Raw genomic sequence first — 15,979 nt, forward strand, 5'->3', positions numbered from 1 at the left:
CCGTTTTATGTTATTCCGGACGGCTATAATTAGGCGATTCACTGGTAATCGTCACGTCGTGCGGATGGCTTTCCATTACACCTGCATTGGTAATACGCGTAAACTTCGCATCGTGAAGTTTCTCAATACTAGCAGCGCCACAGTATCCCATACCTGCCCGCAGACCGCCTGTCAACTGATAAACCACTTCGAAAAGCGTGCCTTTATAAGGAACACGGGCAGCGATTCCTTCCGGAACGAGCTTCTTCACATCGGCAGTTCCACTTTGGAAATAGCGGTCTTTCGAACCGTTTTCCATTGCTTCCAAAGAACCCATACCGCGGTAAGATTTGAATTTACGACCATTGAAGATGATAGTATCACCCGGAGATTCTTCAGTTCCTGCAACCAGTGAACCAATCATCACGCAGTATCCACCAGCAGCCAATGCTTTCACAACATCACCCGAATAACGCAAACCACCATCAGCGATTAAAGGAATGCCTGTACCTTTCAATGCTTTCGCTACATCGTACACAGCTGACAACTGAGGAACACCCACACCTGCAACCACACGAGTCGTACAGATAGAACCCGGACCGATACCAACTTTCACAGCATCCGCACCAGCATCCGCCAAAGCCTTCGCAGCAGCTCCGGTAGCAATGTTACCTACCACAATGTCAATGCTTGGGAAACGTTTTTTCGCTTCTTTCAGCTTTTCAATAACGAACATAGAATGTCCGTGAGCCGTATCGATAACGATGGCATCTGCACCCGCATCTACTAAAGCCTGCATACGGTCCAGTGTATCGGCAGTCACACCTACACCGGCAGCTACACGCAAGCGACCTTTGGCATCTTTACAAGCCATCGGTTTATCTTTTGCTTTTGTAATATCCTTATAAGTAACAAGACCGATCAACTTTCCATCCAATCCAACAATCGGAAGTTTCTCAATTTTATGTTTCTGAAGAATCTGTGCGGCAGATTCCAGGTCGGTAGACTGGTTCGTAGTCACCAATCTCTCTTTCGGAGTCATCACCAAGTCGATACGTTTGTCCATGTCTCTTTCGAAACGCAAATCTCTGTTGGTAACAATACCTACCAAATAACCTTCATCATCCACAACAGGGATACCACCGATTTTGTATTCGGCCATAATACCTAAAGCATCGCTGACAGTAGAACCTCTCTTAATAGTTACAGGGTCATAAATCATACCATTTTCGGCACGTTTTACAATGGCAACTTGTCTTGCCTGTTCTTCGATAGACATATTTTTGTGAATCACGCCAATACCACCTTCACGAGCAATGGCAATAGCCATTTTCGCTTCGGTAACCGTATCCATGGCAGCCGTCACAAACGGAATTTTCAACTCAATGTTTTTAGAAAACTTTGTCGAGAGGTCGACAGTGCGCGGTAAAACTTCAGAATAAGCGGGGATCAACAGTACGTCGTCGTAAGTCAACCCATCCATTACAATCTTATCAGCAATAAATGACATAGGGCTATGCGTTTAAAAATTATTGCGTGCAAATATACGGTTTTTATTCAAAATGCGCAAACTGTGCGCCAGAATATTTAATGAGGGGAGCTAATTAATACTTATCAGAAAGAATTGCCTTAAAAGAACACATTCAAAGAACCGAATTAAAGAACAACTTTAAAGAACAAGATTATGGAAAGGCAGATTTTTATTAATGAGATGCAAGCTCGTTTCAATTTAAGAAAACCACGTAGCGAGAAACCAACCAATCTCTATTTAGTATGCAGAATAAACAACAAACAAGTTAAACTATCTACAGGGGTAAAGATATATCCAGACCACTGGAATGAAAAAAGACAAGAAGCATATATCAGCGTACGCCTATCAGAGATAGATAATATAAATAACACTATAGTGAACAAGAAAATCACAAAACTAAAAGAATATTTCATCGAATTTAAGCATTATCTTTGTATGCATCCAGACGAGATTGGAGAAAGTATGAAACTATTAAAACAACACATATATAAAGATAGGATGAAGAAAGAATTACAGAAACCCGCAACTTTTATAATGAAACAAATTATAGAAGCAAAGACTTGTGCAGAAAGCAGTAAGAAACAATATCGTTCTAACATAGACAAGTTTGAGCGTTTTCTCAAAGAGAATGAAATTCCCAATACATGGGAGAGCATGAATTTAGATACTATCAATCGCTACCAAAAACAAATCATAAAAGAAAACCCATTGCATCCTCATAACACTTTACGTAACATAATTAAAGGAACTATATTTAATTTACTAGGGATAGCAGATAAAAGACTGGATATTCCTTTCAAATGGTCTGACAGCAATTTAAACAGTTTTGAGTTCGTGAAAGATAAGTCCAACAAAGAATTAGCAGACAACAAAAAAGTTTCATTAACAGAAGAGCAACTGAATAAATTCTACAAGCATATCATCACAGGAACAGAAAGACAAATAAAGAAATACACAGAAATCAGAGACTTATTCATACTACAATGTTTAGTTGGGCAACGAATTGGCGATATGCAAAAATTCTTTAATGGAGATAATGAAATGGACGAAGAAGCAGGAACCATCTCCATTATACAACAAAAGACAAAAGCCAGAGCTATAATTCCACTATTGCCATTAGCCAAAGAAATTATATCCAAATATGAGAATAAAGAATTATTATATTATAAAGAAAGAAAGTCCATTGTCAATGAAGCCTTAAAAGAAGTAGCAGAACAAGCAGGATTAGACGAGCCTATCACTTATGAAGAAAACGGGATTAAACAAACCCAACCTCTTTATAAATTACTGCATACACATACAGCAAGGCATACTTTTATCACAATATTGTGTAGAAAAGGCATCCCAAAGGAAACTGTTATTATAGCGACAGGACATGAAGATACAAAAATGATAGACAAAGTTTATTCTCATTTAAACAGTAAAGATAAAGCAAAGAAAGTCTCTAATGCTTTCAAAAGTTTAAATAATGGCATTTTCAATATGGGCAAGGTGGAGACAAATTCTCTCAATGAAGTAAAGCCTACGAACGATGCAACTAATAATATAACCTTCGATACTCTGTTGGACACTCAATTTTTTGCATCTAAAATCAATAAAGCCAGTGACATGTTTGAACGTATGGGATATGTGAAGAACGGCAAACTATATGATTACAATAGCGAGATAAGTGGTATTGTGAAAGAAATAGAGGCTTATATGCAATCTCCCGCCTCCGGCCTTGAAGTAGCCCATAAATATGTGGAACGGCTGTCTGTTGGTAATCTGTCCAATTTGAGGGACGAGCTTAAGCTGTTAATTGTCAAATGTATAAAGATAGAGGTAAATGTGGAAACTGTCATGCAGATTGTTGATAAGGCTTTCAAAATGGGGATTCTGGATAATGACAGCCTTAATGACATGAAAGAAATTGTAGCGGGAATATTGAAGGCTAAAGACAAGTAAAGTGATTCTACTACCCAAACCGCCATATTCTCCCCAAACAGATACGGCTGTAAGGAGGTATGATAAAATCTCATTAACTGACGTTAACTGATAGTTTGGATTAATGTAGCTAATCCGGACGAAATCAAGCATTTACGAGAAATAATAACCGTAGAATTTGGATGTTATCAGTAAAATGGTTTATCTTTGCAGCAGTTAAATGATTAACTCATGTTGTTGATGAGTAAGCATTGAACAACTCGTTCTTTGACATCATGTACAATCCGACCCCAGCACCTCGGTGCTTTAAGCTATCGCTTTTTGCTTGGAAGTGATAAGCTGTGGCAATTAGTTCATAATTGTTAATATTATTAATTAGGCAATTCTCGGATTGCCGGGTATATATGAAGGTGTAAGTATGCCCGCTCTTATATACCGCCCGCTTAATAATTTTAACAAAATTGAAGTTTATGAAGCTTTTAAATTTAGGGAGCGCAGAAGCTCCCAAGTGGTACTTTGTTACCACAGTGAATTTTAATGGCGAAGAACAGGAAATCATTCTTGCCTTCACCGATTATTCTATCAAACGTAAAAACTTTGAGAAGAATAAAACCTATGAATCTATAGATAAGAGTAAGCTCTTGCCGACTCTGGTTTGCTTATGTGACGCAAAACCATTCTACACAGAGAATGTTCCTCTATACGATTACGTTGGTAGTAAAATAGAGAATCTTCCCGATAATGCTCCGGCTGTAATGGTCTATCTGGATAAAGCCGACAATGTTAACTTGCTCGGTTTGACGGATGAGCCACTGCAAGCTGAATTAGTGGAATGTGATAGTGTTGCCGACGCTTACCGCAGAGTAGCAACAACTGCATATTTCTCTCAATGTCCTTCAAAGGATGAGTGGATAGGATATGCCGGAATTGTAACGGGAGATGAATTATTACTGAATATCCGCAGCTTCGGTGAGAAGTACTCTATTTCCGGTACTGCCGTACAGGGATATTTTGGTATAAGCACTACTGTTTCTTTATTACAAAGCAAAGCCCTTGCTATGAGTTCTTCTCTTTTTAAAGAAGAATATAGAACTTATGCGCAGGCGGAGCAATTGATGAAGGCAACAGTACAAGCCTTTGGCGTGAAAGCTGCAAAACAAACCAGATATATTAAGGCCATTAATTATTGCATCTCGCAATATGACTTTGATACAGTCTGTAATGTGTTAAACAGCATTGAAGCAACAGAGAAGTTGCGGATTGAAGCAGCTAAGTGCGAAGATAAAATTAGCTGTATTCAGCACTTAATCATCGAGCGAGTTATTGAGATGCGTAACGCTCAACAGCAATAAGAATAACCGGATTGTACATGATACATAAAAATAAGAGGCTGTCTCAAATTGATTTTGAGTTCAGCCTCTTTCTGTTTGTTTACAATATTCCTCGAATCTCAAAGCCATTCTTCCGGCCGTTGGCGGTCGGTATCTTGACGGGATGAATCTCAAAGAATTCATTGAGGTCGGTCGCCTTCAGTGACTTGTCAATGCCTAGCCTGTCATATACATCATGTAAGGTTTGCTGAATATCAGTAGTTAATATTCTGTCTCCGATATGAATAATGCCGTGTAATTCATGACGAATCTTATTTTTGGTTTTCATGATATGGATTTCATTGAGCAGTTTCTTCTCTTTATAATTCAAAGCTTTAATCCTGTCAGCCCCCAAAGCCTCATAATAATACCTAAGTTCTGGATATTTGCTTTCCAGTGTTGACATTGCGAGATTGACAATCAGCCCTTGCTTGGCACGATATTCACAGTATGCCTGCATCCTGTCTACAAATGGCTCCTTTTTGATTAGATGTTTCAACTGTTCTTGGTAAACGGCATAAGTTTGATTCTCACTGACATCGAAACTACTATCTTGGAGCAGTTTCTTTACAATTACCCCATTCTGATAATTGAACTTCTGGACATCAAAGCAGTATTGCTCGTTTACATAGGCTAAACGGTTGAAAACAAATTCTCCTTTCAGTTCATCGTACATTGTATATGAATCCTGATATTTTACATTGTCGGGGATTCTCCTAAAATCCTTGATACGTTTGGCTCTCAATGCTTCACCGGCATTGTTGTTGTCTCTAATCTCGTCAAGTGTCACATTGACCTTCCGGCACAGATGCTCATTGAATGCCTCTTGCTCTACCTCCTCTGCATTGACATTGTAAACGAAGGTGAGGAACTGCCTGAAGGGGTTGCATGCCAGACGCTGCCTGCCTGCAATCTGTACCAGTTCCGTTGCTATATCAACCGCAGTGTTCGGGCGATTGCAATCACTAATGACAAAAGTTGCGGCATTGGTAGAGTAGAAATCACAGCCCGCATAAGCGGTGGAAGTACAGAAGGTGAATTTCTTGTGCGTCTCCCCCTTCAAGGGAATTCTTCCCCGTTTGAATCCTTCCCCAATCCTTGCAATCTGTCTGTCGTTATCGTCAGAATTACCTACAATGATATTTACTTCTTCCGGATTGAGTTCTGTTTGTTTAATAATGTTCACAATATTATTTACACTATTGAGAAATATAACACATTCTTTGGAGTAAATCCTTTCCCCATTAACATACACAGAAGGATAATTGCCATTCTGATAGTAGCGAACTATTTCCAATGCTGCATTGATAGGATTCTTTGTGCGTTCTCTATATACTCTGACAATATCCTTTTCTTCCCAGTCAAGCTGATAGTAATTCATATCCTTGAAGTGGTCAATCTGTTCCAGATATTTGTCAAGAATTGGAGTTGCCGATAAGAATGTAACATACGGGAATGACCTTGAATTATCCAAAAAGTGCAATTCTATTTCAGACTTGAAACTACTATCTGCCAACAGGCATTGGAATTCATCCACTACTACACGCCAATCTGATTTATATTTAATACAGCCAATCAATTTATACACGGAATCGTAGGAGACCAGAATCTTGGGAAGCTCCGCAGTCTGCAAATATGCCTCAATCTCTTTGGTGTCTACTCCGCCAATTACAAGCAAGGTATCAGGGTATTGTTCATGTTTGTTTTTCAACAGTTCATTGCGAGGGCTGCATATAATAGTTTTATGTTCATCTGTCAGTGCGACTGTAGTTGCTCCACAGCCGGGTATCTCTTTATTCAAAATACCATTAGGAAGTTCAAACGGTTTCCCGAATTCTTCTATGAACTTCTCCCGTTCGGTTAAATACTTGATATTTGCCGGAATTTTAATCATTTCTTTCTTCATAAGTTAAGTTAAAAGTTAATTTGACTGGAATAATCTAATCTAGTGTTGTCCACTTTATAGAGGATTTTTATCTTTAGTATAAGGGAGTCATGGTAGAAATATTGGACAGTCACAAGAATAATAAAACCTGATACGCATCAGATCGAATTATACCCGTTTAGGGTATCTCTAACATGAAATCGGAATAATTTTGAGGATTATATTTGGGGTGTTTCTCATTGTCCTGATATTGCAAAGGTAATTAATATTCCGACAGTAAAATCATGAATTGTGGACAATCTGCAAACTTTATACTGATACTGGCATAAGTCCGTTATTCTATAGGGGAGTATATCCTAAAGGCCACTAATGGCATTTGAGAGTGATATATATTACTGGTAAAGTTCCTTTTGATACCCAACTCAAAAAATATAGGTACTTAAAATCATACCCCCGCCCTTTAGATTTAGGTAGTGTTTCTATTTAGACTTTATACAGCTATAAGGTGAAATATTTGATTTGTCAGTGAGCGTATCAGATGTATATCGTGCATAATCCCCTTCTATTACCCAAAACACCCCATACCAATCATTAGGAAAAATGAAAGGATTACATGAATTGCCATTCAGCCCACAAACCTTTTGAACTTCTGAAATGTGCGGACTTATCAATGATTTGTATATGTCTACATATAAAGATGCACAAAGGAAAGTGATAAGAAAGAACTTCATGTCAAGCCCTCATTTTGTCCTTAAATACACTATTTACTAATCTATTATTATGCGTATGGAGAATTTAAAGATTTTATTGACGTTTGGGATAATTCTAATTGTGCCAGTAGTCTTAATGCCACAGTTCTTTATTGGATTATTAATACTGATTGTGGCTTGCTTAGCTTTCAGACAGAGGAATTTCTAATATTAACTTAATAATTACAGATTATGGAATCAACATTACAGATTATGCCAGTACAAAGAACTAGTAGAAACTTTGGTGAATTTGCAGAAGAAGCGGTAATAATTGAAGAGCCAATTATTAAGCAGAAACGACCTCTATTCATTGAAGCCAATACGATTGAAGCCAGTTTGGAGCATCTAAGGAATGATTGTATTATACCCGTATTCGCAAAGGACAACGAAGCTACATTATCTCATGTGGCTTTCATTGAAGCGGTACAGGATGCAACCAATACATTCTTTAGCGGTGAACAAATTGAATCGCCAGATATTCGTGTTTCTCATGTAATCAAAGGTAGGATTCCCGAAGCAATACACAAACCAGCCAATCAGTTATTAGAAAGTGATAAGACTATCTACTACGAAAGGTGCGCTTTTGTTATTGAAGTTCCTACTATCTATGAGACAGTACACGGTAACAGGCTAACCCTTACTATTGGTGGTGTAAGAGCTTATAACCACACCAATCTTTATTCAAAGAAGGGTGCGGAGCGGTTTAAAGTGTTTATTGGCTTTACTTGTAAGGTTTGCACAAATCTATGTGTATCTACAGACGGTTATCTTAGTTGCTTGGAAGTTACCAATACAAGGGATTTATATCAAGCGGTATTGGAAATGTTCCACAAATACGATGCAGCCAAACACATACATTTGATGCAGTCTTTAGGCAATACCAGTATGACGGAGCATCAGTTTTGCCAACTACTTGGAAGAATGAGACTTTATCAGTCATTACCGCAAGGCTATCAGAAAGATATACCTAAAATGTTGCTTACTGATACACAGGTTAACAATGTGGCTAAAGCGTATATCAATGACGAGAACTTTGGCAGCTTGGGGAATGATTTGTCTATGTGGAAGTTCTACAACTTGCTCACAGGTGCAAATAAGAGCAGCTATATAGATTCATTCTTGGATAGAGCCTATAATGCTACAGAACTTGCAACGGGTATATGTTCCGCTTTACACGGTGATGACAAATACCAATGGTTTCTTAGTTAGTGGTATTTGAGAATACACAGGATTGTCAAATACTCAATATCTGAAACTATGAGGAGTTTGTTTTATCTACTTGCTGTGATTGCTACGTTCTTTGTAAGTGTGCTATTATATCCAGTTATGATAATTGGATATATTCTATTGATTGGCTATTGTCTTACTAAGAGATGATAGTACTACTGAAAGGGTATCTATATACTATATATAGGTACTCTTTCTATTTATAAACCTCTTAAATATTATAAATATGGTAATAGAAGGCAGTCGCGAATACAAGGCAGCGCAAGAACTTGAAAGAGCCTTGAACGATTATAGTTGGAATCCTAAAAGGTTTGCTGAAAGTACAAGGTATTACCACCGTACACTACAGCAGGAATTAATGAAAACCATAGTGGAGATTATCCGCATGGTTGGTAATAAGGACTATGGCACAGACCTTAGAAATCAGGCATCGCATGAACTTTGCAAACGGATAGTTGACAGTGGCGTGTTGGATGAAGCTCACTTACCTTTTATATAGGTTGAATGAAGTAAGGACATTATTTACTTAGTGTCCTTGCTTTATAAAAATGTTCACTTTCTCTATTAGTGAATGTTTTGCTAATAATCAGCAGGTTAGATATTCCAGTTTAAAATTAATATTCACTTATATTAGTTTCACTATAAAACAGAACGTTATGTCACTTAAATATTCAAGTACAACAGCAGATTATCTGCAATGGAGCGAAGCAATGAACTTAATAAGAAAATTGGCAAGGGATAATAATTATAAGATGTCACTTCTTATTGCTTTAGGTTGCTTCACAGGTCTAAGAATTTCTGATATTCTCGCCTTAAGGTGGAATCAGATATTAGATGCAGAAGAATTTACCATTATAGAGATTAAGACAGGGAAGCAAAGGACAATTAGGATTAATATGCAGCTACAGCAACATATCAGAGATTGTTATGAGCATATAAATCCAGTTGGCATAAATGTACCTGTATTGATAAGTCAGAAGGGGACAGTGTACACAGTTCAGAGAATCAATGTCATGTTGAAGGAGATTAAGAAGAAGTACAAGTTGCATATAGGCAATTTTAGTTGTCATTCTCTTAGAAAGACCTTTGGCAGACAGGTTTATAATATGAACAGTGATAATTCGGAGCTTGCACTTGTCAAGCTCATGGAGCTATTCAATCATTCCAGTGTATCAATCACTAAAAGATACTTGGGATTAAGGCAAGAGGAACTACTTAATACCTATGATTGTCTTAGCTTCTGATAATTGGGTTGGTATGAAAGTTCAGAATTTCTACTTATATGGGGATTTGGCAAGTTTCATACCAACCTTGAATTATTGAGTAGAGACAGCTCTCAACTTTTAATAAACAATAGTTCTTGCAAATTAAACAGCTTTTAGTAACTTTGTAGCAATTTCAGACTTTTATGGAGATAGTTCTGAAAGGACATAGTTAACGAAGAGCGTTTAAGATATTATCCTTAATCTGAAATCTGGACAATTTCAAAACACAAGGATAATAAGCAAGAACGCTCACGTCAATGTTATATACCTATCTTGTTAAGATAGTCTATATATCGTTTGGCGTGGGCTATTGTTTATTACTTGTGTTTGGGCAGTCCAGAGCCTCGGATTAGGTAATATTCAATAGTTCCCACGCTTCTTGCATGTAGTAGCCAACTATAGGGAACAGGTTGGCATAAATACAGGTATATAAGAAACAGACAGTCTATTTTACTACTCAACAGTTCTTTATCAAAGAAGTGTGCAACTCCGTGTTGTGTTCCTCACACTTATATCTCAATTATTAACGCTCTCTATTAGGAACGTAGAAGCACAAACAGATTATATAACAAATGAAGACATTAAGATTTATTGGTATGGCTTTAGTAGCCATTATTATGAGTGTAAATTTCGTTGCTTGTAGCGATGACGATGATGACAATCCTATTGTTGGTACATGGCGAGGTGAAGTCGTTGATGACGGTAAAGGCTATAGTGATTCATATACATTCAATGCAGACGGAAGCGGTATATGGCAAGAGTTTAAAGATGGTAAACAAATTGATTCAGAATCATTTAAGTACTCTTTAGACGGCGATAAGATTACATTTACATGGTCAGACGGTGAAACATATACGTCTACCTTCTCTATTTCGGGTAATCGTCTAACGATTAAAGATAATTCTGATTCTGTAACTTATACCAAGCAATAGATACAGGGTTGAAACAAAAAGCAAGGCAGCATTTGAAGTAACATTCACTTGCTGCCTTTTTTTATTTATATACGATTTAATCTTCTATTTTCATATCTATAATGCCTGCAATGAGTTTATAATGCCATTCGTCAAGTTCTTCTCCTAAAGATATTATGAAATACAACTCTCCTGTTTTACGTGCAACACATAATGAAGGTGTATGTTTTAACAAATCAATATAATATGGGTCTGTTATAGGAAAATCGTATTCTATATTTTCATAGGTAAATTTCGCTCTATACTTATTTGTGTCTGAATCATAATATATTTGAGGAGAATCAGGTTTTATAAGCATTAAAGAATATTTTCCTTCTTGAAAAACATTAGTAGGTACAGCTTTTCCACAGTTATAGAAAATCTTCTTATGAATATTATCACATAAATTATCCATTGCATCAACTTGCTTACTACATCTTGTTTTTCTTACTAGATTAGAATAATGAATATTTTCGCTATGTGCATACTTTGGACAAGTCTCCGTAATATCGACTTCTATAATATCAAGGATATTGATATGCCTTGTTTCTGAAGCAGGAAGTTGCCCATGCTCTTCAAAAGAGATTGGACGAATCCATTTAGGAGTTCCATTTTCATTACGAACTATTGTATACTTATTATCCTTCATTTCTATTTCAATCCCTCCCAAACAGCGACCTGCATATTTGAAGGAATTTGCTAAACAAATAAAGTGTTTTTTCATAGTGGAACGCTAGAATTTTTATCGTGTTATTTAATATGGACAATATTAATGTTAGTTGGATAAAGCTCTTTAAAGTATTCAACCAACAATCTTCTATGACATTGTTCTGGTGTCTCTTCGCTACATAAAAAACATGCACCATCAAAATTTTCAATATTATATTTTTGCGCTATTTTCCGGTTTTCAATTAATTTCCTATATATTTGTTGGTATCCTTTCCAATCAATATTTTTCTTTTGATAATCAGATAGCAACTCTTTTGTTGGTGCAAAGTCGATTATGTGAGTATATTCTATTCCACAGATTTGTTGAGCAAAATAAGATAAATCTACTCCCTTTGCAAATCCCGCCAGTTGACTAGTATTATTGATGCGAATATCAATAATCTTCTTTACATGATATTTCTTTAATAATTCAAAAAAATGTTCTGCACTTTTCTTTGTAAAACCAATTGTAAATAATGTAATCATATAACCTCCTTTTCTACATGATAAGCAATCTCTTCGTTTTTTTTTCGGTAAGCATCTATTATTTGACAACGTTCATCATAATTTTCCATTGTCGCAAAAATATCATTTATATCACGTATTTTTTTTTCTTTCACATATATATCAACCATTTCTTTCTGTAATATAGCATTATCAACTATACTTTTGTCTTTGAGTATATGTTTTACATTAAATCCACGCTCATAAAAATATCTAGAAACAAGAGCAAATCTATGACATTCTATAGGAGCGGCTTCTGAACACATCAAGGCAATTCTAAAACCTTTATTTAATCCGGTGATTAAACGCTGAACTCCATATTTAAATGCTGTTGTATCTATTGCTTTTTCAAAATTAACATATCCATTATCATCCAAACAATCATTACGCCTAGCTCCAAACTCTTTACCGAAATGTAAATAAACAATATTATATTGTCTTAAATAATATTTCAGATTATCTTGATTAAATTGTGGTGTATATGCACTTGCTGGAACGCTCCGAACATCTACAATACAATTAATATCAAATGTTTGTATTAAACTACGGAACTCTTCAATTTCCTGATTGGAATGTCCAACTGTATATATGAGTTTATTTTCCATAAAAATAATAGCCAAATCAGTTTATTACAAAGATAATAAAATATAAAATACAAAGATTGCTTTTTCATCATTTTACATACAATATTTTGCAATAATTTAACGATGTTTCTTATTCGGTTTATCGACTTGATTACATATATTATTTTATATTTAGAATAAAAATGTTTGATAGCATATTTTACTAAAATTCCACAAAATAAATCCTTGTATTTATAGACAGGGAAACATAAATGACTAATTAGAAATTTTGCCTTCTCTTCTTGATTAGTTTATGCTTATTCTTCTTAGCTGAATTAGAGAAAAGCATTTCTAGCATTTCCCTTGTAATAGGTAAATATGTAACCTCTGTTAATCTAGTTTCTCTAATCTCTTGTGGTAAATAATGAATTGTGTTATTCCTCTTTGGTGTTACTTGCATATTTTTGTAGAAATAAATAGATTGGTAATTGATTTATCTATAGCAAAGGTACTGATAAGAATCTGTCCAATCTAATGTAAAAGATACATTCTGGATTATTGAGGTATGTGTTTGTATTGGAAGAAAATGTCAAGGTGGTAGATAGCGGCAAAATGGAATTAATTGCTTCTAATGGATAATGATGTACATAAACAAAAGGAAGTCCCGAAGCTAAGAATTATGCAGAGAACTTTGCCGAGTATTATGAAGATATACTAAGCAAATAAATGATTAAAAATTAAAAGCCAGTTATCGAGATGATAGCTGGCTTTTTATCTAAATATGAATTGTCACATCTAAATGCAGACTAAAATTCTAATCTCAAAATTATGCCTTATACATAATTAATCCTATCTTTGTGTCGTTCAAACAAGGCAAGATAAGTACAAATTTGAGGAACTAACTTTGTAAGTTACTGACAAACAGTACCCAATCTAAACATACGGTTTTTATTCAAAACAGCATACCTGCACGCCTATTTTTTTCGCTTTTTTTTAATTAGCCATTTCAGAGATGAACTTGATACGTACCAAGCGAACTTCTTCTTCCGTGAAGTCGTCGCCCAATTCATCAAGCGCATCGTCAATCTTATCTGTAGTAGATTCCTTGAAATAATCGTAGATATCGAGCATATGGTCTTCGTCCATGATTTCTTCCAGGAAATAATCGATATTCAGTTTCGTTCCCGAATAAACAATCGCTTCCACTTCGTCCAGCAATTCGCCGAACTCGATTCCTTTGGAAAGAGCGATATCGTCCAATGCCACCTTGCGGTCAATAGCCTGAATGATAGCCACCTTCATCTTCGACTTATTGGCAACGGTACGTACGCGCAAGTCTTCAGGGCGCTCTATCTCATTCTCTTCGCAGTGGCGCTTAATCAGTTTACAGAACTCTTCGCCGTAGCGTTTTGCTTTTCCGGCACCTACGCCGGGGATATTTTGCAGTTCATCCAGTGTCACCGGATAAATAGTAGCCATCGCTTCCAAAGACGGATCCTGGAAAATTACATAAGGCGGAACTTCCAGTTTCTTCGAGAGCTTCTTCCGCAAGTCCTTCAACATTGAATAAAGAGCCGGGTCTACCGCACAAGAGCCACCGCCGCGTGCTGGTACTTCTTCTTCTGTCTCTTCAAAGTCATTGTCTTCGGTAATCTTGAATGATTTCGGCTTCTTCAGGAACTTGTGTCCTTCTTCCGTCACTTTCAGTAGTCCGTAGTGTTCCACATCTTTGCTCAAGTAACCCGCTATCAGAGCCTGACGAATCACAGCATTCCACGTCTTGTCTTCTTCGCCCATACCTGAGCCGAAAACTTCGAGGTCTTCATGCAAATGAGCCTGTACTTCTGAAGTTTCTTTACCTTGTAGTATGTCTATTATATAATCTGCTTTAAAATTTTCTTTCACCGCGATTATCGCTTCAATCACGGCACACAATAATTCTTGAGCCTCCACTTGTTTTTTAGGGTTTAAACAGTTGTCACAATTTCCACAATTTTCTTCCGTGTATTCTTCACCGAAATAATGTAGCAACGTCTTGCGCCGGCATACGGAAGATTCGGCATAAGCAGCGGTTTCCAACAGAAGCTGCTTGCCAATTTCCTGTTCTGCCACAGGTTTTCCCTGCATGAACTTCTCGAGCTTCTGCAGGTCTTTGTTTGTATAAAAGGTTATGCACTGACCTTCACCGCCGTCTCGTCCGGCGCGTCCTGTCTCCTGGTAATATCCTTCCAAACTCTTCGGAATATCGTAGTGAATCACAAACCGCACGTCGGGCTTGTCTATTCCCATACCGAAAGCGATAGTAGCCACAATGACGTCCACCTTTTCCATCAGGAAGTCATCCTGATTCTTCGTCCTCGTCAACGAATCCATTCCCGCATGATACGGGCGTGCATTTACACCATTCGCCTGAAGGATTTGAGCAAGTTCTTCCACTCTTTTCCGGCTCAGGCAATAGATGATGCCCGATTTCTCCGGATTGTTCTTGATAAACTTGATTATATCCCGGTCAATATTGGCTGTCTTCGCGCGTACTTCATAATATAGGTTCGGGCGGTTGAACGAGGATTTGAACACTTGGGCGTCTACCATTCCCAGATTCTTCTGGATATCATGCTGTACCTTTGGCGTTGCCGTCGCAGTAAGTGCGATCAGCGGTGCCTTTCCTATTTCATTGATAATAGGCCGGATCCGGCGGTATTCGGGCCGGAAGTCGTGTCCCCATTCAGAAATACAGTGAGCTTCATCTACCGCGTAGAACGAAATCTTCACTGAGCGCAAAAATTCTACGTTTTCTTCCTTCGTCAGAGACTCCGGTGCCACATATAGCAATTTTGTCTTTCCGGCAAGGATATCCGATTTCACTTGGTCTATCGCACCTTTATTCAATGAAGAATTGATAAAATGGGCAATGCCATCTTCTTCACTGAAATTACGCATGGCATCCACCTGATTCTTCATCAACGCAATAAGCGGAGAAATTACAATAGCCGTACCTTCCATCAAGAGTGAAGGTAACTGATAGCATAAAGATTTCCCGCCACCGGTAGGCATCAGCACAAAGGTATCTTTACCACTGAGCAAATTCTGAATGATTGTCTCCTGGGTTCCTTTGAACTTATTAAATCCGAAATACTTCTTCAGTTCATTTGTTAAATTAATCTTCCCTGCCATCTTAACTTAGGTTGTTTTATTCAGTTCATGGTTTAACTTTAAGTAAGCCCTCTTTTTCAAGAGAGCCAAACAAAGTTATAAACAACTTCGTAATTACCAAGCAAAATGTGACTAATATTTTCAAGAAAATACAGTAACAATCATTTTTAGT

At 37.1% G+C, this 15,979-nt stretch carries 12 protein-coding genes; 6 read left to right on the top strand and 6 right to left on the bottom strand.

Features of this window, described 5'->3' with window-relative positions:
- Nucleotides 1-10: 10 nt before the first annotated feature.
- Nucleotides 11-1,489 carry an IMP dehydrogenase gene (guaB, locus tag HC965_RS15430; RefSeq protein WP_191032294.1) on the bottom strand — a complete coding sequence of 493 codons (1,479 nt, stop codon included), beginning with the start codon at nt 1,487-1,489 and terminating at the stop codon, nt 11-13.
- A 174-nt stretch (nt 1,490-1,663) separates the two neighbouring features.
- On the opposite strand from guaB, the gene HC965_RS15435 reads away from it, so the two are divergent.
- Together HC965_RS15435 and HC965_RS15440 are read left to right on the top strand one after the other, a co-directional pair.
- Complete coding sequence (locus HC965_RS15435; protein WP_008764122.1) at nt 1,664-3,454, top strand: site-specific integrase; 1,791 nt, start codon at nt 1,664-1,666, stop codon at nt 3,452-3,454.
- A 449-nt stretch (nt 3,455-3,903) separates the two neighbouring features.
- The gene (locus HC965_RS15440; protein ID WP_191032295.1) at nt 3,904-4,785 is read left to right on the top strand and encodes a hypothetical protein; all 882 of its coding nucleotides are present in this window, start codon (nt 3,904-3,906) and stop codon (nt 4,783-4,785) included.
- Nucleotides 4,786-4,864: 79 nt separating this feature from the next.
- Here HC965_RS15440 and HC965_RS15445 read toward each other — a convergent pair whose 3' ends face one another.
- On the bottom strand, nt 4,865-6,709 hold the full coding sequence (locus HC965_RS15445) for a DEAD/DEAH box helicase family protein (RefSeq protein ID WP_191032296.1): 1,845 nt from the start codon (nt 6,707-6,709) through the stop codon (nt 4,865-4,867).
- Between the two features lie 920 nt (nt 6,710-7,629).
- Here HC965_RS15445 and HC965_RS15450 point away from each other — a divergent pair.
- From HC965_RS15450 to HC965_RS15465, 4 genes are all read left to right on the top strand, one after another.
- Entirely contained in the window at nt 7,630-8,646 is a 1,017-nt protein-coding gene (locus HC965_RS15450) for a DUF3871 family protein (RefSeq protein ID WP_005681910.1), read from the top strand.
- A gap of 244 nt (nt 8,647-8,890) precedes the next feature.
- On the top strand, nt 8,891-9,163 hold the full coding sequence (locus HC965_RS15455; protein WP_118407508.1) for a hypothetical protein: 273 nt from the start codon (nt 8,891-8,893) through the stop codon (nt 9,161-9,163).
- Nucleotides 9,164-9,320: 157 nt separating this feature from the next.
- On the top strand, nt 9,321-9,908 hold the full coding sequence (locus tag HC965_RS15460; protein WP_191032297.1) for a tyrosine-type recombinase/integrase: 588 nt from the start codon (nt 9,321-9,323) through the stop codon (nt 9,906-9,908).
- A gap of 593 nt (nt 9,909-10,501) precedes the next feature.
- Nucleotides 10,502-10,861: a lipocalin family protein gene (locus HC965_RS15465; RefSeq protein WP_009041075.1), complete on the top strand. Its 360-nt coding sequence runs from the start codon at nt 10,502-10,504 to the stop codon at nt 10,859-10,861.
- A gap of 76 nt (nt 10,862-10,937) precedes the next feature.
- On the opposite strand, the gene HC965_RS15470 is transcribed toward HC965_RS15465, so the two are convergent.
- The 4 genes from HC965_RS15470 to recQ all read right to left on the bottom strand — a co-directional run bounded on the left by HC965_RS15470 (nt 10,938) and on the right by recQ (nt 15,828).
- Nucleotides 10,938-11,603, bottom strand: a complete 666-nt coding sequence (locus HC965_RS15470; RefSeq protein ID WP_147396446.1) for a hypothetical protein — start codon at nt 11,601-11,603, stop codon at nt 10,938-10,940.
- 26 nt (nt 11,604-11,629) lie between these two features.
- On the bottom strand, nt 11,630-12,073 hold the full coding sequence (locus HC965_RS15475; RefSeq protein ID WP_118408807.1) for a DUF488 family protein: 444 nt from the start codon (nt 12,071-12,073) through the stop codon (nt 11,630-11,632).
- Complete coding sequence (locus HC965_RS15480; RefSeq protein WP_118408809.1) at nt 12,070-12,696, bottom strand: DUF488 family protein; 627 nt, start codon at nt 12,694-12,696, stop codon at nt 12,070-12,072. Before HC965_RS15480 ends, HC965_RS15475 begins: the two co-directional genes overlap by 4 nt.
- 951 nt (nt 12,697-13,647) lie before the next feature.
- Nucleotides 13,648-15,828 (bottom strand): DNA helicase RecQ, encoded by a 2,181-nt coding sequence (recQ, locus tag HC965_RS15485; RefSeq protein ID WP_191032298.1) that lies wholly within the window; start codon nt 15,826-15,828, stop codon nt 13,648-13,650.
- Between the last annotated feature and the right edge of the window lie 151 nt (nt 15,829-15,979).

Source organism: Bacteroides sp. GM023, from assembly GCF_014750685.1.
Classification (GTDB): domain Bacteria; phylum Bacteroidota; class Bacteroidia; order Bacteroidales; family Bacteroidaceae; genus Bacteroides.